The organism is Flavobacterium sp. N1994, from assembly GCF_025947145.1.
Classification (GTDB): domain Bacteria; phylum Bacteroidota; class Bacteroidia; order Flavobacteriales; family Flavobacteriaceae; genus Flavobacterium.
In genome coordinates this window covers 2,300,731-2,323,032 of sequence record NZ_CP109999.1, presented here as the reverse complement: position 1 = coordinate 2,323,032, position 22,302 = coordinate 2,300,731, and the positions used below count along the sequence as shown (strand labels likewise).

General features: G+C 36.9%; 18 protein-coding genes and 1 pseudogene. 2 read left to right on the top strand and 17 right to left on the bottom strand.

Features of this window, described 5'->3' with window-relative positions:
• Window position 1: 1 nt before the first annotated feature.
• The 16 genes and pseudogenes from OLM53_RS10355 to deoC form a co-directional block, all read right to left on the bottom strand.
• Complete coding sequence (locus OLM53_RS10355) at window positions 2-799, bottom strand: M48 family metallopeptidase (protein ID WP_264520161.1); 798 nt, start codon at window positions 797-799, stop codon at window positions 2-4.
• Window positions 799-1,230, bottom strand: a complete 432-nt coding sequence (locus OLM53_RS10350; protein ID WP_264520160.1) for a DUF4870 domain-containing protein — start codon at window positions 1,228-1,230, stop codon at window positions 799-801. The genes OLM53_RS10355 and OLM53_RS10350 overlap by 1 nt, the downstream gene beginning before the upstream one ends.
• Window positions 1,227-1,631, bottom strand: coding sequence for a DUF2752 domain-containing protein (locus OLM53_RS10345; RefSeq protein ID WP_264520159.1), 405 nt, complete (start codon window positions 1,629-1,631; stop codon window positions 1,227-1,229). Before OLM53_RS10345 ends, OLM53_RS10350 begins: the two co-directional genes overlap by 4 nt.
• A gap of 14 nt (window positions 1,632-1,645) precedes the next feature.
• Entirely contained in the window at window positions 1,646-1,981 is a 336-nt protein-coding gene (locus OLM53_RS10340; protein ID WP_264520158.1) for a TM2 domain-containing protein, read from the bottom strand.
• A gap of 101 nt (window positions 1,982-2,082) precedes the next feature.
• Window positions 2,083-3,038: pseudogene (locus tag OLM53_RS10335) on the bottom strand (2-hydroxyacid dehydrogenase).
• A 102-nt stretch (window positions 3,039-3,140) separates the two neighbouring features.
• A complete protein-coding gene (locus tag OLM53_RS10330) occupies window positions 3,141-4,376 on the bottom strand; it encodes a M20 family metallo-hydrolase (protein WP_264520157.1) in 1,236 nt (411 codons plus the stop codon).
• Window positions 4,377-4,589: 213 nt separating this feature from the next.
• Window positions 4,590-5,858 (bottom strand): NAD-dependent dihydropyrimidine dehydrogenase subunit PreA, encoded by a 1,269-nt coding sequence (gene preA / locus OLM53_RS10325; protein ID WP_264520156.1) that lies wholly within the window; start codon window positions 5,856-5,858, stop codon window positions 4,590-4,592.
• An 11-nt stretch (window positions 5,859-5,869) separates the two neighbouring features.
• Window positions 5,870-7,255, bottom strand: a complete 1,386-nt coding sequence (locus OLM53_RS10320; RefSeq protein WP_264520155.1) for an NAD(P)-dependent oxidoreductase — start codon at window positions 7,253-7,255, stop codon at window positions 5,870-5,872.
• A gap of 37 nt (window positions 7,256-7,292) precedes the next feature.
• Window positions 7,293-8,159, bottom strand: coding sequence for a nitrilase-related carbon-nitrogen hydrolase (locus OLM53_RS10315; RefSeq protein ID WP_264520154.1), 867 nt, complete (start codon window positions 8,157-8,159; stop codon window positions 7,293-7,295).
• Window positions 8,160-8,163: 4 nt separating this feature from the next.
• On the bottom strand, window positions 8,164-9,546 hold the full coding sequence (gene hydA / locus OLM53_RS10310) for a dihydropyrimidinase (RefSeq protein WP_264520153.1): 1,383 nt from the start codon (window positions 9,544-9,546) through the stop codon (window positions 8,164-8,166).
• An 11-nt stretch (window positions 9,547-9,557) separates the two neighbouring features.
• Window positions 9,558-11,009 carry an NCS1 family nucleobase:cation symporter-1 gene (locus OLM53_RS10305; RefSeq protein ID WP_264520152.1) on the bottom strand — a complete coding sequence of 484 codons (1,452 nt, stop codon included), beginning with the start codon at window positions 11,007-11,009 and terminating at the stop codon, window positions 9,558-9,560.
• Between the two features lie 10 nt (window positions 11,010-11,019).
• On the bottom strand, window positions 11,020-12,375 hold the full coding sequence (locus OLM53_RS10300; protein WP_264520151.1) for an aminotransferase class III-fold pyridoxal phosphate-dependent enzyme: 1,356 nt from the start codon (window positions 12,373-12,375) through the stop codon (window positions 11,020-11,022).
• A 15-nt stretch (window positions 12,376-12,390) separates the two neighbouring features.
• Window positions 12,391-13,848 (bottom strand): CoA-acylating methylmalonate-semialdehyde dehydrogenase, encoded by a 1,458-nt coding sequence (locus OLM53_RS10295; protein ID WP_264520150.1) that lies wholly within the window; start codon window positions 13,846-13,848, stop codon window positions 12,391-12,393.
• Window positions 13,849-14,103: 255 nt separating this feature from the next.
• The gene (locus OLM53_RS10290) at window positions 14,104-14,985 is read right to left on the bottom strand and encodes an aldehyde dehydrogenase family protein (protein ID WP_264520149.1); all 882 of its coding nucleotides are present in this window, start codon (window positions 14,983-14,985) and stop codon (window positions 14,104-14,106) included.
• 11 nt (window positions 14,986-14,996) lie between these two features.
• Window positions 14,997-16,463 carry an aldehyde dehydrogenase family protein gene (locus OLM53_RS10285; RefSeq protein ID WP_264520148.1) on the bottom strand — a complete coding sequence of 489 codons (1,467 nt, stop codon included), beginning with the start codon at window positions 16,461-16,463 and terminating at the stop codon, window positions 14,997-14,999.
• 5 nt (window positions 16,464-16,468) lie between these two features.
• Window positions 16,469-17,371, bottom strand: a complete 903-nt coding sequence (gene deoC, locus OLM53_RS10280; protein WP_264520147.1) for a deoxyribose-phosphate aldolase — start codon at window positions 17,369-17,371, stop codon at window positions 16,469-16,471.
• A gap of 213 nt (window positions 17,372-17,584) precedes the next feature.
• Between deoC and OLM53_RS10275 the strand changes: the two genes are divergently transcribed.
• Window positions 17,585-19,603 (top strand): M13 family metallopeptidase, encoded by a 2,019-nt coding sequence (locus OLM53_RS10275; RefSeq protein ID WP_264520146.1) that lies wholly within the window; start codon window positions 17,585-17,587, stop codon window positions 19,601-19,603.
• An 83-nt stretch (window positions 19,604-19,686) separates the two neighbouring features.
• Window positions 19,687-20,631: a hypothetical protein gene (locus OLM53_RS10270; RefSeq protein WP_264520145.1), complete on the top strand. Its 945-nt coding sequence runs from the start codon at window positions 19,687-19,689 to the stop codon at window positions 20,629-20,631.
• Between the two features lie 3 nt (window positions 20,632-20,634).
• Here OLM53_RS10270 and OLM53_RS10265 read toward each other — a convergent pair whose 3' ends face one another.
• Window positions 20,635-22,215 (bottom strand): L,D-transpeptidase family protein, encoded by a 1,581-nt coding sequence (locus OLM53_RS10265; protein WP_264520144.1) that lies wholly within the window; start codon window positions 22,213-22,215, stop codon window positions 20,635-20,637.
• Between the last annotated feature and the right edge of the window lie 87 nt (window positions 22,216-22,302).

Below are 22,302 nucleotides of genomic sequence, written 5' to 3'. Positions count from 1 at the left end.
ATTATTCTGCTTTAACCTCGTCTTGAAAGGTCTTCCAATCTTTTTCAGAGATTGTGGCTTTGCTTTTTAATTTCTTACCTTTGATATAATCCAAGATATATTTGGCGCGTTCTTCGGATTCTGGATGATCGGCAATCCAATACAAATTTTTATCTATTTGAATTTCTTGTGCCATTTGATACATAAAATCGGCCATTGGTTTTGGATCAATGTGTGCTTTCATCATGTATTTTACGCTGGCAATATCCGCTTCTTTTTCTAATGATCTGTCATAGGCAGAAGAAGTAAGTGTTTTCAAAATTTGTCTAGCCATTTGACCTCCTTTGGCACCACCAGCAGTTAGCAATACTGAGTATCCAACTTCTTTGGATAGTTTTTTCATCACATGATTGTTCTCAATATGCGCTATCTCGTGACCTAAAACACCCTGAAGCGCTTCTTGCTTTTTACAATCTTCAATCAATCCTGTGTAAACCACTAGATGATTATTTGGCAAAGCAAAGGCATTAATTTCATCCTTTTTTACGATATGAACTTTCAACGAATCTTGTTCGATGTCGTTAGCCTCGCAAATAGGTTGTAGTAATTTATCTAATGATTTTGTGATGGTGTCATTGGTTACAACATCTTCGGTATCTTCTATTTGATTCCAAATCATATCACCTAATTTGTTTTCCATGTTTTGTGTTCTTTCACGCACTTTGAAAAACTTCATAAAATCCAATTGGGAAAATCCGAACCATAACAAAAAGAATCCGGATACAATAATCAATCCTTGAAATAGTGTTTTCTTAATCATTAGGGTTTACAAATTAAGTTAGTAATATTTCCGAAAAACAAAAACTGAACTTGTTTTCCTTTTCGGGTTTGAACAGCAGCATAAATAGTAGAAAAAATTTCTAATAGGTTAAATACGATGACCGTGAAGATATAAGCAAAGTATTGATTACTTGCTTTTTCATCTGAAAACAAAATAGAAATGGTCCACCAAAAACTAGCACTGTTTATGCCTAACAAGGCTAATTGCGATAACAAGGCCTGTGTACAATGCCAACGTACAAAATAAGTACCTTTTCTATTGGCTAAAAAGAAAAAGAGTGTTGCCAGCAAATTAATGATCGGCAAAGGCAATCCAGCTATTAGAGCTACTAAAGACATCAAATAACTATTCGATGCTTTTTCGCATTCGTGTTCGCCTGGTTTATAAGCAAAAGTGGTTTCTTGTATCATAAGTGTTTGTATATATTCCAAATCCAATTGAGAATGACTAGTATGATAAGAAAAATAGCCAACCATTTGGTTCTGATAATTACTTCAGCTTTTTTATAACTATGAAAAAAAGTGTCTTTCTTTAAAACGAAATCTATTGCAATCCAAATTGGTGCTACGGTCATTAGTATTGCTACAATAATGCCAAAAGGATTCATTTTGAGAGATTCGATAAAGTCTCCCTGAACAAGAAGTTGCATTGCTCTTGTTGTGCCACAAGAAGGACAAGGATAACCCGTTACATTCTTTATCATACAAACGGTCAAATGATATTTATCGGTGGAAAAAATGCTATACCATAAATATACATGTCCTAATATACAAGCTCCAAAAAGCCATGCATACAACTTATTTCTTGTCATTAATTAATTTTAATCTAATATAATGCGTTTTGAAAAGTTTCCATATTCTTTTCTCTAGCCGCACCTTGTATCATAAACCAGTCGATGATTGTCCAAATCCCAAGACCTCCACAGGTAAGTAATTTAACGATTCCTAATCCAGTATCACCGATAAAAAAACGGTCAATTCCTACTTGGCCCATAATGGATAAAATTTGTGCTGTGTCAGGGCTTTTAAATTGTAGTGTTTGTACCAAAGGCCATTTCGAATCATCTAAGCTTAATAATTTTTCTCTTACTGCATGAAGATGGTGTCCCTCGAAATACTTGTTATTAGCAATCATAAACATGTCAACTTTTTGTGCGTCCATAATACGTTTGGTTTAATTGGTTTTGTTTTAATTTATTCGTCTAAAATATAAAAATTTATAAGAAAGCACTATCATTTGGCTCTCAAAGTTTGATTTTATTTCTATTGTTTATACAATTTTTTGATTTTATCCACTATCGTCTGTGCTAACTTTTGATGACTTTCATAAGTCCAACCCGCAATATGTGGCGTTAATAAAACATTTTCTGCTTGAAGCAAATATTCAAAGGCTTTGGGCTTTTCTGTATCGATAAAAAGATTTTCAAACGACAACTTCTCGTACTCCAAAACATCCAATCCAGCACCAAGAATTTTACCAGATTTCAAAGCAGTAACCAAATCCTCTGTTACTACATTTTTCCCTCGTGATGTATTGATAAACCAAAACGGTTTGGCAAAAGCACTGATAAAATTGGTATTAACCATCTTATCCGTTTTTGAAGTCCACGGAATATGAAGGCTTAACACATCGGATTTAGCTTGTAATTCTTGTAACAAAACTTGTTTAGCATTTTCATCGCCAACATTGGATTGAATATCATAACACAAGACTTCTACCTCAAATCCTCTTAGCTTTTTAGCAAATGATTTTCCCATATTACCGTAGCCAATAAGCCCAACGGTTTTGCCTTCTAGTTCATAGCCACGATTCCCTTCCCGAATCCATTGTCCTTGGCGCACCAATTTATCCGCTCGATTTAGTTTATTCATTAAAGACAATAACATTCCTAAAGCGTGTTCCCCAACGGCATTTCTGTTACCTTCAGGAGCTGCAATGAGATGAATTCCTTTAGCTTCAGCATAGTCACAATCAATACTTTCTAATCCAGCACCAACACGTGCTATGAATTTAAGATTAACCGCTTTATCTATAAAGTCTCTGTCAATCTTAAACGGCTGCGTATGACGATTCCGTGATAGTTTTGGATTTTGTCTTCGATGGCGGTTTTGGATGAAGTGAAATCGGCTTCGTTATGAAATCCTGCCTGTTCCAATTGTTCCCATAATAAAGGGTGATTGCTATCGATGTGAAGTATTTTGACGTCTTGAATGGACATAGTATGTTGTTGAAAAAGTAAAGATAGTATTTATTAAAATACCATAAAAAAAGCCGCCTGATTTCTCACGACGGCTCTTAATGAGGATAATGAAGTTATTATTTATTTGTTTAGTATTTGAGTTACGGTTCCTAATAAAACATTGGCACCAATTGCTAAATCTTCATAAGAAGAATACTCTAAAGGATTGTGACTAATCCCGTCTTTACAACGCACGAATATCATTCCGTAATCACAAGCATAAGACAATGCCAGCGCATCATGGAAAGGCCCACTCATCAATTCAATTTCATCAAGTTGTAGTTTTTGACATTCGGCATGAATAATTTCCTTAATCCAATCCGCACAATAACGAGGATCGCTTTTAGTATCTTCTGAGATTTCGTAAGTCAGTTGATGTTTGGCACAAATGGTTTCAATTCGATTGCGCAATTGTTTCTCATAACGGTTTCTTCGTTCTAAATCGATGTCGCGCAAGTCGACGGTAAAGGTCACTTCTTCCGGAATGATATTTCTGGAAGCTGGAAAAATATTCAATGTTCCCACCGTTCCTACTGTTGGATTTCCTGGAACTTGAGTAGCTATTTCATTAACCGCAATAATGATTTCGGCAGCTCCTACTAAAGCATCTTTTCGAATCGGCATAGGAACGGAACCCGTGTGTCCTGCCATTCCTTTTAGCTTAACCGTCCACCAAAGCGGACCTGAAATTCCAGAAACCACTCCAATAGGTTTGTGAGCCAAATCTAAAATAGGACCTTGTTCAATATGCAATTCTAGAAAACAAAAAATACTTCCTGGTTGATATTCTGATTCTTTGAATTTCGTTATGTCGCAACCAAAATCTTTTAGTGCTTGCCCTCGAGTGATTCCGTCTTTATCGGCACGTTCTAATTCGCCTTCTTCAAGTTTTCCTAAAATACCGCGTGAGCCAAAAAGCCCTTTATTAAAACGCCAGCCTTCTTCATCGGCAAAGGAAATGACTTCTATAGTTCTTTCTGGAAAGATGCCATTATCGTGCAACGTTTTCACTACCTCGATGGCACAAAGTACTCCGGCCACTCCATCAAAACGTCCTCCATAAGGTTGTGAATCGAGATGAGAGCCCATCATTAAAACAGGTAACTCAGGATTTGTGCCTTCTAATCTTCCGATAAGGTTTCCAAAATTATCAATGCGGACTGACATGCCAGCTTCTTTCATCCAAGAACCTGCTATTTCAAAACCTTGTTTTTCCAAATCGGTATGTGCTGGTCTACAAGTGCCTGTTTCTCCTATTTTGCCAATCAGACTCATAGCTTCAAAATGCTGTTGTAGTCGTGCAGAATTTATTTTCATTCTTTTCAAATTTTATTTACGAACTAAAGTTCGTGTACCTGACTGCCACTGGCAGTCCTCCTCTTAATCTCAAATATCCAAGAGCCTGCAATTTCAAAACCTTGTTTTTCCAACACAGTATGTGCTGGTCGACAAGTGCCGGTTTCACCTATTTTACCAATCAGACTCATAGCTTCAAAATGCTGTTGGAGTCGTGCAGAATTTATTTTCATTTTAGTGGTCGTTTAAAGGTAATCCTTGCGCTTGCCAATCTTTCCAATTGATGTATTCAGGAGCTACACGATGCACTTCCATGGTGATACAATTATCAACTGGGCACACTAATTTACATAAGTTACAACCCACACATTCTTCTTCTTTGATAGTGTAATTGTTATAAGGAACTCCTCTTTCAATATTGATGGATTGATGCGAAGTATCTTCACAAGCGATATAACACAAACCACAGTGAATACATTTCTCTTGGTCTATCTTAGCAATATGATGATAGTTAATATCTAAATCTTCCCAGTGGGTAATTTTTTCAACTGATTTACCAATAAAATCAGTAGTTTTTTGATAGCCTTTTTCGTCCATCCAATTGTTTAAACCTTCGCACATATCTTCCACAATTCGGAAACCGTGAGTCATAGCAGCAGTACAAACTTGAACTGAAGTGGCTCCTAAAAGCATAAACTCCACAGCATCTTTCCATGTACTAACCCCTCCAATACCAGAGATTGGCACTTTACTTGTCTTTGGGTCTTGGGCAATAGTGGTTAACATTTTTAACGCAATGGGTTTCACTGCTGGACCGCAATAGCCTCCAAAAACACTTTTACCTGCAACGTATGGATTTGGAACTAAAGTATCTAAATCAATTCCGGTTACACTTTGAATGGTATTGATTAAACTTAGTGCGTTAGTTCCTCCCTCAACAGCGGCTCTTCCTGTTGGAACAACCGAATGTACATTTGGCGTAAGTTTTGTAATTACTGGAATCGTTGCTTTTTCCATTACCCATTCAACTACCATTTTGGCAATTTCAGGGTCTTGACCAACGGCTGCTCCCATACCTCTTTCGGTCATCCCGTGTGGACAACCAAAATTTAATTCGAATCCCATAGCACCAGCATCTTCACATTTCATGATGAGTTCGTGCCATGATTTTCTATCGTTATCCGCCATCAATGAAACAATCATAGCGCGATCTGGGAACATTTTTACTACTTCAGTGATTTCTTTTAAATTGATTTCTAAAGGTCGGTCACTAATTAATTCAATATTATTGAATCCCATTATTCGTTTTCTTCCGTATTCTACAGAAGAGTAACGAGAGGAAACATTTTTTACTTGAGAGCCTAATGTTTTCCATACTACACCACCCCAGCCTGCTTCAAAAGCACGGACTACATTTATTTTTTTATCCGTTGGAGGCGCACTTGCCAGCCAAAATGGGTTTGGTGATTTTATGCCTAAAAAATCGGTTGATATATCTGCCATAATTTTGATTCTTAATTGTTGAACGTTGGTTTTAATTCGGATTCGATGATATAATCCGGGCTGATGATGTATTTCAGTATAGCGGCAGCTCCGTCTTTTCCAGCTTGTACCGCATCGACTACTTCTCGACCTCCGTTGACACAATCGCCACCAGCAAAAACACCAGCTATTTTTGAAACGGATTTTCCATCAACTACAATTTTACCGTTGTTGTTTTGGATGTTATTATCATTCACTAAAGATTGGAAAGGCATTTGCCCGGCCGCTTTGATGACCATATCTACATCAAGTGTAAATGTTTCTCCTGAAACAACAGGACTTCTTCTTCCACTGGCATCAGGTTCGCCGAGTTTCATAACATCACAGATTAATTGAGAAACTTTTCCGTTGTTGCCTTTGATTTCTTTGGGTGAGGCTAACCAGATTACTTTACATCCATCGAGTTTAGCGATGTCCAATTCTTTTTCAGTACAAGGCATTTCAGCTTGTGTTCTTCTGTACACCAAAGTCACATCGGAAGCCCCTAATCTTTTGGCTTGAGTCGCTGCATCGATAGCAGTCATTCCCATTCCGATTACGGCAACTTTATCGCCTACCGCTATTTTGGAATAGTCATTGTTTCTCAATTCGTATATGAACTTGATGGCATCTTCCACACCTTCCAAATGTTCTCCTTCAATATCCAATTGACGAGCTAATCCTATTCCGAAAGCCATGTAAACGGCATCATAGTCTTTTTGTAATTGCTCTAAAGTGATATCTTTCCCAAATTCCTGATTGTATTTAATATCAATTCCTCCAATTGAAGTAATGTAATTCACCTCATCTTCACAGAATTCTGGCGTTACTTTATAAGCGGCAATTCCATAGGTCATCAAACCACCACCTTTGCTTTCTTTTTCATAAATAGTTACATCGATTCCTTCACGGCTAAGGGTGTGAGCACAACTCAATCCAGCAGGACCAGCTCCTACAATGGCCACTTTTTTACCTTTTGATGGTTTTCTATCGAATAATTGCCATTTGTTTTCCATAGCTTTTTCTGTCGAATAACGTTGGAGTTTGGCTATGTTGATGGGTGTTTCGTGCATTAAATTATAGACGCAAGCCCCTTCACACAATTTTTCTACCGGACAGACTTTACTGCAACCAGCTCCCATAATGTTGGAAGAAAAAATAGTATGTGCCGATCCTTTAAGGTTATCGGTGGTAATTTGTCTGATGAATTTTGGTACGTTAATAGATGTTGGACACGACTTCATACAAGGAGGGTCGTAACAAAACAAACAACGGTTGGCTTCAACCACTGCTGCATCTCGTGTTTCAAAAGGTGGGTGGATATCAGCGAAGTTTTCCTGATATTCTGCCTGGGTTAATCGGTTATTTTTTATGCTCATATTTTGGTTGGTTTAATATCTATATAATTTTCATTCGTTAAGGTGCTGTGATTTCGCCATAAGTTTCTGGTCTTCGGTCTCTATAGAATTGCCATTTACTTCTAATTTGTTCAATTAAATCCAAATCAAATTCGGCTACTAACAGTTCATCTTTATCTTCGGAAGCACAAGCAAAGATTTCGCCTAACGGATTTACAAAATACGAGGTGCCGTAAAAGCGTCCGAGGTTCCATGGTTTCTCTATACCTACTCTATTGATGCAACCCATGAAATAGCCATTGGCAACAGCATGTGCGGGTTGTTCCAATTTCCATAAGTTTTGAGATTGCCCTACGGTAGTTGCTGATGGATTGTAAACAATTTCAGCTCCGTTTAATCCTAGACATCTTGCGCCATCAGGGAAATGTCGGTCGTAACAAATGTAAACCCCAACTTTAGCGTACTTCGTTTGAAAAACGGGATAGCCTAAATTCCCTGGTTTAAAGAAATATTTTTCCCAAAAACCGCCTGTTTGTGGAATATGATTTTTACGGTATTTACCCAAGTAAGTTCCATCTGCATCAATGACGGCAGCGGTATTGTATAAAACTCCTGCTTGATCTTTTTCATAAACAGGAACAATAATCACCATATCATATTTCTTGGCGTAGACTTGCATTCTTTCTGTAGTTGGACCAGGAACGCTTTCTGCTGAAGCATACCAAGCACTATCTTGTCCTGGACAGAAATAGGGAGTATTAAAAATTTCTTGGAAACAAAGAATCTGAACGCCTTGTCTTCCTGCTTCTTCAATAAACGGGATATGCTTTTGCACCATGGCTTCCATAATTTCTGGAATGGTTCCTTCGCCTTCTGTTTTGGCTAAACTCAACTGAATTAAGCCTGATTTTACTATTCTTGCCATAGGATTAAATTTTTCCTTCTACTTTATTTCGTTTCACAAATTGACCGTAGCCTTTTTGCACTTTACATTCGTTATTATCGATGACCACTTTTCCTCGAAGCAAAACCGTTTTTACTTTACCTGTAAGTTCCCAACCTTCGTAGCCGCTATAATCTACATTCATGTGATGTGTTTTGGCGGAAAGGGTATGTTTTTCATTGGCATCAAATAATACAATATCGGCATCACTACCAATAGCAATCGTTCCTTTTTTAGGGAACATACCAAATATTTTAGCGGCATTGGTTGACGCCACTTCTACATATTTATTTAACGTGATTCTGCCTTTGTTTACTCCTTCGCTGAAGAGTAATTCCATTCTGTTTTCTATCGCTGGATGACCATTCGGAATTTTTGAGAAATCGTCTTTCCCCATAAGTTTTTGTTCCCACATAAACGGACAATGGTCGGTGGCTACTACATTAACTAATCCTTGATTTAATCCGGCCCAAAGGGTTTCTTGGTCTTTCTTTTCACGTAACGGAGGACTCATTACCCATTTGGCACCTTCAAAGTTTTGTTCATACAAACTCGCATCTAAAATCAAATATTGGATACAAGTTTCCACAAACACATGTTGGTTTCTTCTGGTTGCGAAACGCACGGCATTCAAAGCACCTTCACAAGTCAAGTGAACAATATAACCTGGACAACCGGTGTAATCCGCCATATCGGCAAAACGACTGCTGGCTTCTGCTTCGGTCACTTCGGGTTGTGATAAATAATGATATAGTGGTGCTAATTTCCCTTCTGATTTATGTTTGGCAATCAGAAAATCAATCATGTCGCCATTTGTAGCGTGAACATTGATTAATCCTCCGTGCTTTTTTACTTCCTGCATTAATCCAACCATTTGGCGGTCATCAATCATTAAAGCTCCTTTGTAGGCCATGAATGTTTTAAAAGACGTGATGCCTTCAACTTCAATAAAATGCTGAATTTCTTTTTTGGTTTCTTCGTTGAAATCAGTCACCGCCATGTGGAAACTGTAATCCCCCACCGCATTATTATCGCTTCTTCCTTTCCATTCTTGTAAGGCTGATTGCAGACTATTTCCTTGGGTTTGCAGAATGAAATCAATCACAGTAGTGGTTCCTCCATAAAGAGCAGCGCGTGTTCCAGTTTCGTAATTGTCACTAGAATACGTTCCCATAAAGGGCATGTCTAAATGTACGTGTGGATCAATTCCGCCTGGCATTACTAATTTCCCTGAAGCATCAATTACTTCATCAGCTGTTACATTTAAGTTTTTACCGATAGACGAAATCGTTTCCCCTTCTATAAAAATGTCTGCTACATAATCATCGGTAGCGGTTATAATTCTTCCGTTTTTAATTAAAATACTCATACTCTAAATGTTTATTTTTTCTTCATTAATAACCAATAAATAAGTCCACTTAAGGCAAACCCAACGAACCAAGCGTAGTTATATAAACCTAAAATCCACGTTGGAAACATTTCTGGCGGAAATACTTTTATTGTGGTGAAAAATCCGGGGACATTGGGAAAAATTCCAATGATTAAAGCGATGATGGCGCTAAAATTGAATCCTTTTGAAAACGTATAAATTCCGTTGGTATTGTATAAATCGTCCACTATCAATTTTTGCTTTCTGACGAAATAATAATCTACAATCATAATCCCTCCGACAGGTCCTAATAAACTGGAATAACCAACCAACCAAGTGAAAATATACCCAGATGGATCGGCTATTAATTTCCAAGGAAAAATCATTATGCCAATGATTCCTGTAATATAACCTCCTTTTCTGAAATCAATTTTAGATGGTGATAAATTGGCAAAGTCATTGGCCGGACTAACAATATTAGCTGCAATATTGGTCGCTAATGTTGAGATGGCTACTGCAATCATAGCTATGCTTACTAATAGTTTACTATCGAATTTTCCAGCAAGAATAACCGGATCCCAAATCGTAGTTCCAAATACTATAGCTGTTGCTGAAGTCACTACTACTCCAACAAATGCGAACATAGTCATTGAGGTTGGTAAGCCGTATATCTGGCCTTTGATTTGCGCTTGCTGTGAAGTGGCATATCTTGTAAAATCGGGAATATTCAACGATAAAGTTGCCCAAAAACCTACCATTCCAGTTAGCGCAGGGAAAAAGAAATGAAAGAAATCAACTGAATTGGTAAATTTAGAATGGGTTTCTAATATTGGGCCTAAACCATGTGCCGCACTAATAGCCCAAAATAATAAGGCTAAAGCTGCAACTGGTAAAAAGATGGCTTTGAATACCAATAACTTTCTTATGCTTTCCACTCCCAAATAAACCACATACATATTCAATAACCAAAACAAGAAAAAACAAATAGCTGGTCCCGTTTGTAATCCGAAGGAGTCAGGAAATAGTTGTGGTAATTTTTCAATGCTAGGTATCCAAAGACGAACCATTTGATAAATGGCAAATCCGCCAATCCAAGTTTGTATTCCAAACCATCCGCAAGCTACAATTGCTCGAAGCAATGCTGGAATATTAGCTCCCATGGTTCCAAAACTCGCTCTAGCAAATACCGGAAAAGGGATGCCATACTTAGCACCTGCATGACCGTTTAAAATCATCGGAATTAAGACAATCGTGTTTCCTAAAAAGATAGTTAATATCGCTTGCCACCAATTCATTCCTCCTTCAATCAATGAACTCGACAACATATAGGTGGGAATGCAAAGACTCATGCTAATCCAAAGAGCAGCATAATTCCATGTGGTCCAGGTTCGTTTTTCGGCTGAAACTGGAGCCAAGTCTTCACTATACAACGACGAGTTTGTATGATTAAGGTTTTCGGACATGTGTTTGATTTTAGTTAACTAAAGCTGCATCAGAAATTTTCAAGGCTTCACTTATGATGGCTAAACCTTCATCGATTTGCGCTTCCGTAACACATAATGGTGGTGCTATAAATATATAGCCCCAACGTACGAAAGTGTATAATCCCAATTCTCTAACTTTTGCTGCGATTTGATTGGTTACTTTTAAATCATCACCAGCGGCATTATAAGGAGCAATTAGTTCCCCTGTTGCTTTGTTTTTTAAAATATCTAAACAACCCAACAATCCGGTGTTTCGGAATGTTCCCATACTTGGATGCTGTGCTCTCATCGCTTCAATTCTGGACTCTAAATAGACTCCCATTTTACGAGTGTTTTCAATCAGTCTATCACTTTCGTAGATGTTGATTACGGCTAAAGCTGCAGCCAAAGCTACTGGGTGACCATTGTAAGTAAGACCAATCATCATCGGCGTACTTTCAAATTTAGAGGCTATTTTATCTGAAACCATCAGACAACCTAGCGGTAAATATGATGCCGTCAATCCTTTGGCCATACAAATCATATCAGGAATAATGTCATGGTTTTCAAAACCAAACCATTTTCCTGTACGTCCAAAGCCACTCATTACCTCATCAGCAACGAAAAGGATTTCATATTTTTCACAAAGAGCTTTAACTCCTTTTAAATAGCCTTTTGGATAATGTAAACAACCCGAAGAACCGCTTTCACCTTCAAAGATAAACGCAGCGATATTGGTTTTGCCTTCCAAATGAATAACTCTTTCTACGTATTCCAAACTCAAGCTTAACTTGGTGGCTTCGTCTAGATTTTTCATACCGAAGAAATAATAAGGATCATCTAAATGAACCGCATTGGGCATTTGTTGGGAATCATTAGCTAACTTTCTTGGGTCTCCCCCAACAGTCATTCCACCTATGGAACCTCCGTGAAAGGCTCTGTATCTTCCGATAATTTTATGCCTACCTGTGTACAATCTTGCCAATTTAATAGCATTGTCAATTGAAGAAGTTCCACATAAAGTATAAAACGCTTTGTTCAAATCGCCTGGACAGATTTCAGCTAACTTTCTCGATAACTTAGCTCTGATTTCTGTGGTGCAACTTGGCGTTACAAAACTTACTTTTTGCATTTGTTCTACAACGGCATCGGTAACACGTTGGTCACCATGACCAATATTTACCGACATTAAGCCTGATGAAAAATCAATGATTCTGTTCCCATCGTAATCGTATAAATAAACGCCTCCGGCTCTTTCAATAGCAATCGGATTGACACTCGCTTGTGCTGACCAAGAAAATAAACTAAATTCTTTGCTATCACTTATGATTTGCTCTTTGGTCAAGGTTTGTTCTTTTGTAATCATTTCAGTTGTATTTTATTAACTCATCCAATTTACGCCAGCTTCGGCATTCCACTTCACGGTACTTTTCTTTAATTTGGTCCAAAACTCAATAGAACTTTTTCCGGTGATATCACCTACTCCAAATTTACTTTCGTTCCAACCACCAAAACTGAATGGTTCTCTAGGTACTGGAACTCCAACATTTACTCCAATCATTCCGGCACTAGCTTTGTCAATAATATAACGCGCCATTCCACCGTTTTGAGTAAACACACTAGCTGCATTTCCATAAGGATTTGCGTTTTCAATTGCCAGTGCTTCGTCTACAGTTTTGGTTCTGATAATTGAAATTACTGGTCCAAAGATTTCTTCTTTTGCCACACTCATATCTGGAGTTACAAAGTCGATTACTGTTGGTCCTACATAGGTTCCTTTTTCTTTTCCAGCTACTTTGGTATTTCTTCCATCAACTAGAATTTTAGCACCATCTTTTTCAGCTTGACTGATATAACTTTCAATTCTGTCTTGAGATTCTTTATTGATAACAGCACCTAAGTTTACACCCGGAACTATTTTACGAGCTTCATCACAAATTTTGGAAACGATGTGGTCAATTTCACCTACTCCAACCATTGCGGAAGCGGCCATACAACGCTGCCCCGCACAACCCGACATCGAAGCTGCCACGTTTTGCGCTGTCATATCAGGAATAGCATCTGGTAAAACCATTAAGTGATTTTTGGCTCCACCAAGTGATAAACATCTTTTTAGATTTTGGGTAGCACGTTGGTACACAATCTTCGCCACTTTAGTAGAACCAACAAAGGATACCGCTTCGATATTTGGATGGTCACATATGGCATTTACGATATCAACATCGCCGTGAACTACGTTAAAAACTCCATCGGGAAGTCCGGCTTCTTTTAAAAGTTCCGCTAATCTTCCACAACTTAACGGCACTTTTTCCGACGGTTTTATAATCATACAATTTCCTAAGGCAATGGCGTTTGGAATCGTCCAATTGGGAACCATTGATGGAAAGTTGAATGGAACGATAGAAGCGACAACTCCCAAAGGAACGTGCTCTGTTCTACATTCAACGCCTTTGCTTACTTCTAATAATTCTCCTGTTATAAGTTGTGGTAATGATGTGGCAAATTCAGTAAGTTCAATACATTTTTCTATTTCGGCAACAGATTCGCCATGAGTTTTTCCGTTTTCCTCGCTGCATAATTCAGCAAGTTCTTTAAGGTTCTTTTCTAATAAGGTTTTATATCTAAAGAATACTTGTACTCTTTCCTTGATTGGTGTTTTGCTCCAAGCAGGAAAGGCGGCTTGCGCAGCTTTGACAGCATCGTCTAAATCTTTGGAATTCGACATTGGAACTGTTGATAAATGATTTCCATCTAAAGGAGAAATGACATCCATCGTTTTTGAGGTAGAAGCGTTTACAAAACTGCCTCCGATATAATTCTGAATTGCTGAATATTTCATTGAAATTCGTATTGTTTTTAGTTAATTAAAAAAATCAGGATAGCTAATTTGATTATTTATTTATTATAAAAAAAATAATATTTCAATTATTTTGTTAAAATTGTCGGTTTGTTTTCATTTTTAATAATTTACAACCCTTTAAATTCATAATTTGCTTGTTAAATAATTATCGATTGTGCATTTTTGCGATTTGAATAAACAAAAAAACCCAAGAATTTCTTCTCGGGCTTTTCTAATTTGTTTTACTGTTTTATTTTAATAACCAGCTCCAGCACCGGCAATCACTTCAATCGGATGCCAGGTTGTTTTGGTTTCTTGGAAATCATAAATTAAATAAGGCGATTCGTGTTTGTCATCAAAATATTCGCTGTCTTCACGGAGCACAACTCGTTTTAAGTTTTCGATGGCTAAATCCTGAATTTTGGCAATCATTTCTGAATCTTTACCACAATATAAAATGGCATTCACATCTTTATGTGCCGCGAATTGAGTTAGCAGTTCAGTTTGATTTCCAGTTAAGATATTAACCACACCGCCCGGAACATCAGAAGTTGCTAATACTTCGGCAAACGTGACAGCGCATAGTGCTAATTGTTCTGAGGCTAATACTACACAGGTGTTTCCACCGGCAATGATACTTGCGATTTGTGTTACTAAACCAAGTAAGCCACTTTGTTGTGGCGCATATACAGAGATAACCCCCATAGGTTCTGGTACAGAAAAATTGAAGAAACTTCCCGAAACCGGATTTACCGTACTGTGTAATTGTGTGTACTTATCGCACCATCCAGCATAATAAATCAAGCGATCGATACTTAAATCTACTTCTTTTTCGGCTTTGGCTTTAGAGATTCCCTGCAATTCTAGTTCGGATACAAACTGTGCTTTTCTTCCTTCTAGAACTTCTGCAATTCTATACAAAATTTGACAACGATTGTAAGCGGTTTTATGCGACCATCCCCCTTGAGCATTTCGAGCAGCAACGACAGCATTTCTGAAATCTTTTACAGAAGATAAACACATATTGGCTACCGTTTTTTTGTTGACAACAAGCGGATAATAACGTCCTGATTCGGTTCTTGGAAAACTTCCACCGATGTATATTTTATAGGTTTTCAAAACTTCTATTCTTGACATGATGATACTTTTTATTCAAATTTTAAATACGCTTCCAATCCGTGAACGCCACCTTCTCTTCCGAAGCCACTTTCTTTGTATCCTCCGAATGGTGAAGCTGGATCAAACTTGTTAAAGGTATTGGCCCAAACTACTCCAGCACGCATTTGTGAAGTCATGTTAAAGATTTTGGAACCTTTGTCCGTCCATACACCAGCTGATAATCCGTATGGTGTATTATTGGCTTTTTCGATAACTTCGTCTACCGTTCTGAACGTTTGAATAGCTAAAACGGGCCCGAAAATTTCTTCCTGTGCAATTCTATTCGACTGACTTACTTTCGTAAAAATGGTTGGTCTACACCAAAACCCTTTTGCAGGCAAATCGCAAGTTGGTTGGTACATTTCGGCACCTTCCGCTTTTCCAATTTCGATATATTTACTGATGGTATCTAATTGTTTTTTGGAATTGATGGCACCAATATCAGTATTCTTATCTAATGGATCTCCAACGTTTAAGGAATTCATTCTGTCCTTCAACTTCTGAACTACGACATCAAATACTGATTCCTGAACGTAAAGACGAGAACCCGCACAACAAACATGACCTTGATTGAAGAAGATTCCGTTAACGATTCCTTCTACTGCTTGATCTAAAGCGGCGTCTTCAAAAATGATATTGGCAGCTTTCCCTCCCAATTCCATAGTGGATTTTTTTGGAGTTCCAGCAATGGCTTTCATGATAATTTTACCCACAGCTGTTGAACCCGTGAAGGCGATTTTATCTACATCGGGATGATTTACAATAAATGAACCTGTTTGTCCTGCACCTGAAACAATGTTTACAACTCCAGCTGGTAATCCCGCTTCTTGAATCACTTCTGCCAATAAATAAGCCGTCAACGGAGTAGTTTCAGAAGATTTGATAACCACTGTATTTCCAGCAGCTAAAGCTGGAGCTATTTTCCATGCCGCCATTAATAATGGAAAGTTCCATGGAATAATTTGTCCTGCAACGCCTAAAGCTTTTGGTTTTCTGTTTGGGAAAGCGTATTCCAATTTATCAGCCCATCCAGCATAATAAAAGAAATGTGCTGCTGCTAAAGGAACATCCACATCACGAGATTCACGTATTGCTTTTCCACCGTTTAAAGTTTCAACCACAGCAAATTCTCTGGCGCGTTCTTGAATGATTCTAGCAATTCGGTAAATGTATTTCCCGCGTTCTTTTCCGGATAATTTGGACCAAACAGTATCGTATGCTTTTCGAGCTGCTTTTACGGCTGCATCTATATCAGCTTCATTAGCTTCTGCCACTTTGGCCAAAACTTTCTCCGTTGCCGGATTAATAGTGTCAAAATATTTTCCAGATTTTGGTGCTACAAACTTCCCGTTGATAAACAAATCGTAAGTATCCTTAAGTTTAAAGTGGCTAGTGCTTTCTGGTGCTGGTACCAAATTCCAGTCAGAACTAAAATCTATTTTATGTGTTTTTTTCATGCTGCTTAAACTTTAGAAATATAATCATTCGATTGGTAAATGCCTGATTTTTGTTTTGCGATTTGCAATAACACATCGTTGGCTAAACTACTTGCTCCAAAACGAAAGTACTCATTGGTTAACCATTTTCCGCCAAGGGTTTCTTTTACCATCAGTAAATAATGTAAGGCTAATTTCGATGTTGAAATGCCGCCCGCCGGTTTCATTCCAATCATGATTCCAGTTTTATAATAATAATCGCGGATAGCTTCAAGCATTACTAAAGTTACTGGTAATGTTGCCGCTGGTTTTATTTTCCCAGTTGACGTTTTGATGAAGTCTGCTCCAGCATGCATAGCGATATCACTTGCTTGACGGACTTTATCCAAGGTTCCAATTTCTCCTGTTTCAAGGATAACTTTCAGACGAACGTTTTTCCCACAAGCTTCTTTTATCATAGCAATTTCATCGAACACAAAATTGTATTCACCGCTATGAAATTTACCACGACTGATTACCATATCAACTTCATCAGCTCCACCATCAACAGCCATTTTGGTGTCTAATAATTTGATTTCAGCACTGGATTGGCCACTTGGAAAAGCAGTGGCTACTGAAGCAACTTTCACTCCTGTTCCTTTCAGTTCATTAACAGCCAACTTGACAAAATTTGGATAAACACAAACTGCAGCAGTTGTTGGCAATCCTGGAATTTCATCATGTAAATGGTGTGCTTTAAAACAAAGTTGTTTTACTTTTTCTTCGGTATCTGCTCCTTCTAAAGTAGTTAAATCAATCATGTTCAATGCCATAAGTAAGCCTTGCATTTTTGATTCTTTCTTTATGCTTCGTGATGTGATTCTGGCAATTCTGTCCTCAATCCCAACTTGATCTATTCGCGGGGAATTTAAAAAATCAGTATGTTTCATTTATAATTTCAATTAAAATCGGTGTTGGTCATTGATTTTAAATCGACACCAACAAACAAATATATAAATAACTTAAAGACTAAAACCCATTGTTGGTAATTTATTCCTTTTTGGTGTAACAAATTATCGAGCTGTGAAGTCTAACCTTTCTTCAACTTGTATACACTATTTATAATTTAGTATCTTTAGTGGATTAATCAAACTAAACAATCAATGAAAAACTTAAAAATGACCCTTCTTGCAGCAGTTGTTCTAGTAGCTTCTTGCGCAAAAAAAGAAGACCTTACCTCGGGTATCAATAAAAAAAATATGGACACCAAGGTAAAACCTGGCGATAACTTTGCTAATTATGTAAACGGAACTTGGCTAAAAACCACAAAAATTCCATCAGATAAGGCCTCTTATGGAGCTTTTGACATGCTATACGATCAATCTCAAAAAGATGTAAAAGCCATTATTGAAGATGCTGCGAAATCAAATGCTGCGGATGGTTCTGACGAACAAAAAATTGGTGACTGTTTTTCTTCCTTTATGAATAGAAAAGAAAGAGATGCTAAAGGTTTAACTCCTATTCAGCCTGAACTAAAAGCTATTGATGCCATTGCCAATTATGATGATTTAGCAAGCTTTTTTGGTACGGTCAACAGAACTGGTATTAGCATTCCTTTTCAAATATCGGTTTACTCTGATTTTAAAGACCCAACGAAATATATCTTGATTACTTGGCAAAGTGGACTTGGTCTCGGTGAAAGAGAGTATTACCTTTCTCCAGATCCCAAAATGGCTGATATCAGAAAAAAATACGTTGCTCATGTTGAGAAAATGTTGCAATTAGGGGGTATTGAGAACCCTACTGAAAATGCGGCTAAAATTATGGCCTTAGAAACTTCGCTTGCTACGCAACAAATGAAAAAAGAAGACACTCGTGATGTCATGAAGTTATATAACAAATATGCAACAGCTGATTTAAAAACCTTGATGCCTGATTTTAATTGGACAGCAATGCTAACTAAAGCTAGTGTTGAAAAAGAAAAAAGTATCGTAGTAACCCAAGTAGACTATATCAAAAATCTAAATAATATCATCAAAAAAACACCTATTGACACTTGGAAAACCTACTTAAAATGGGGTTTAATTAATAAATCAGCTTCTTTATTAACTGCGGAATTAGACAATCAAAATTTTGATTTTTACGGCAAAACATTAAATGGCACTGAAAAACAAGAAGACGATTGGAAAAGAGGAGTTAGTACTGTTAATGGAAGTTTAGGCGAAGTGGTTGGAAAAGTATACGTTGAAAAACATTTCTCTCCAGAAGCCAAAGAGCGTATGGTTACCATGGTTAAAAACTTGTTGAATTCTTATGCGGAAAGTATCAAAAAACTAGATTGGATGAGTGCTGATACTAAAAAAGAAGCTTTGAAAAAAGTCGATAAATTCATGATAAAAATTGGTTATCCTGATAAATGGAGAGATTACTCAACATTAAAAATTGCAAAAAATGATTTGTATGGCAATACTCAAAGAGCGACTGAATTTGAATACAAAAGAAATCTAGACAAATTAGGAAAACCAGTTGACCGAACAGAATGGGGCATGACGCCACAAACCGTAAATGCTTACTACAATCCATCGCTTAATGAAATTGTATTCCCAGCTGCTATTTTACAACCTCCTTTCTTTGATTTAAAAGCTGATGATGCTGTAAATTATGGGGCTATTGGTGCCGTTATTGGTCACGAAATTGGTCACGGTTTTGATGATGAAGGAAGTACTTTTGATGGTGATGGGGTAATGAAAAACTGGTGGACACCTGCAGACTTAGCTGCTTTCAAAGCTAAAACAAGTGCCTTGGTTGCTCAATACAATAGCTTCAAAGCCTTTCCAGATTTGAATGTAAATGGTACGTTTACTCTTGGTGAAAACATTGGAGATTTAGGAGGATTAAGTATCGCTATCAAAGCATACAAAGCAACATTGAAAGGAAAAGAAGCGCCAGTAATGGATGGTTTCACTGGAATGCAGCGTGTCTTCTTAGGATGGGGACAAGTTTGGGGAGAAAAAACACGTGAAGAAGCCCTTCGTAGTCAAATCGCACGCGACCCACACTCGCCAGCTAAATTCAGAATTAATGGTGTTGTTAGAAACGTACCCGAATTCTATGAAGCATTCAAAATCAAGCCAACAGACTCCTTATATCTTGCTCCAGAGAAACGAGTTAAAATTTGGTAGTCTTTTAAAATTCATACAAAAGCCCAGCAGTAATGTTGGGCTTTTTTAGTATGTTTGAATTCAAAATGTTAACTTTCCTCTGTATGAAACTTAGAACAACTCTTTTATATTTCTCAGCTTTTGTACTTTCTCCACTATTTGGTTTTAGTCAAATTACCATTTCTAATACAAGCGAAATATCCAACATAAAAAGTGGTACTACTTTTTTTGCTATGAAAGACCCTGCATCACCAAAAGCAAAAGAATATGTAGAAGTTATAAAGAAATACTGGACCATTTCAAAAGTTGAATGTATCAAGTATACTGATGTGGAGAAAAACATTGCGCCAAACAATAGCTTTATAACTATTGGCGCCGCTATGACCACTTCGAATAGTACAACAGCCTCAACAGAAACCCATATTTATCTTGAGTTTTGGACTACCAATGGAAAATACACTTACGACCCTAAAAAGCGAAGACATTTTAATCAAGAGGATAAAATTGTACTCGCAACTGTAGAACTTTTTCCTGATTTTACAGCTCAAAATAATCCAAGCAGTCTCTACAAAATGGATTATGATGCTGCAGGTCATCTTAAAAATTGGAGCGCTGGAATATTGGCTAACTATATTCAACAAGTAACTACATTACTCAAAAAAGGAGAAGTTAGAGAAGCCAAAACCGAATTCTATAACAAAGAAGAGTTGTCTAAAGTAAGTTCACAAACACTATTTATTCCAGAGTATGTTTTGACTAAATTCTCTAAAAACTCAGAGGATGAAAGTAAAAAGTACGAGGAAAAAGAAATTACAGATGGTTGTAATTTGTCTTGTAAAATCATAACTACCGCTGAGCTCAACAACAAAATCAATACTGTTACTTCTCCTTTTTACTATTTATTATTTATCAAAACCAACACGGATAAATACATAACAGTAACTAATTCACAAACTGGAGAAATCATTTATTCTGCTTATTCAAGTTCGGAAAGTAATTTTAAGCCTGGAGACCTCAAAGAAATTCAAAATACAATAAAGAAAAAATAGGGCTTATTCTTCCACCAACATAGAGGTTAATCGTTGGTCTCTTTCATAAATGTCTTTGTAGAAATTTACGGTGCCATCATCATCAACCCACGCAGTAAAATAACCTATGTAAACAGGGATTTTATTTTTGAGTGTATACCAACTTTCTTTTCCTTTGTGCATCGCTTTATCAATTTTTTCTGGCGTCCAATGTTTATCATCTGTCAAAATTAAATTGGCTAATTCAACTGGTTTTTCAACCCGAATGCATCCATGACTAAACGCTCTTTTCTCTGAATTAAACAAACTTTTAGAAGGGGTATCGTGTAAATAAATATTGTTAGTATTTGGGAATAAAAATTTCACCAATCCCAAAGAATTAGAAGGGCCTGGTTTTTGTCTAATATTGCCTCCGTTCCATTCCATTTTATGTTTTGACAAATAATTTTTATCTTTTTTCATAGCTGGAAGAATCTCTGTTTTAATAATATTTGTAGGCACATTCCAGTATGGACTAAACACAATATAGCTCATCATTCCACTAAAGATTACGGTTTTATTCATGGTGTTACCAACAACGACATTGGAGACTAAGGCTGCTTTTCCTTCTTTGAAATAGGTTAAACTATACGATGGGATATTAACGACAACAAACTCTTTGGCTTTGGTTACATCTGTAGAAATCCATCGACAGCGCTCCATATTGGCCATGATAGTTTTTATTCGCTCACTAACAGGCACATTCATTTCATCTAGGTGTTTTGGTAAAATCGTTTTGTCTAATGTGAAGCCGTTACGCTTTTTATATTTCAAAATAGCTTGTTGAAGTGCATTCCCATATACTCTCTTACCCGAGTCTTCCGTAATATCTCCTGTCAAAAACAGTCTTGTTCTAATTTTAGCCACAACATCCGAACTATCCCCTGGTTTAATGGCAACAAAGTCTTTTGGTACAGTAATAGAATCCCAACCTCCCTTTTGCTCAATATCTCTATATCGTTGAAGAACTGTTTTAAGTTTATAATACTGACTAATATGTTGTTCTTTATTATCGATCAATTTGGGGTCAACCAATAAAGAATCTAAATAACCAACATAGGATTGTTTTTTTCTAGGCAAATACCACTCTAACTCCTTCATTTTAGTACTATCAATGCCTTGAAGTGTTTTATTGACGTAAAAGAAATAGTAGTTAGACAAAAACAACTCCGTGTCCAAATCGGGTTTGGCACTAGCTTTTAGAAATAATCCATCTAAAACGTCTTTATACGGTACTTTAGCTAGAACACCTTCTAGATTCAAGTTGTTAATTTTATTGTAGATTACATCCGCGGTCTCTTTTCTTCCCTTTTTGTCATACCAAATAAAATCATAGTTGTTTTTTTGATAAAGCGAAACGACTTGTTTTTTATACAAAACTAATTTGGGGTACTTAGCATAAAAGGCGCTAACTAATGTACTATCAAAAGAAACAACAAAACTCTTTGATGCTTTTTTATGACTAGTCAAGGCCATGTCTTTTTTCTTATCACAAAACCAACTGATCAAAGAAATGCTTACTACAAAAACAATAACCAAAATACCATACACACGAACCTTCTTCATAAAAATATCCTATTTTATTTTATAAAAATACAAAACTAAAACTATAGTAAAACAATAGTAAATAGTATATTTACTTTATCATACTGA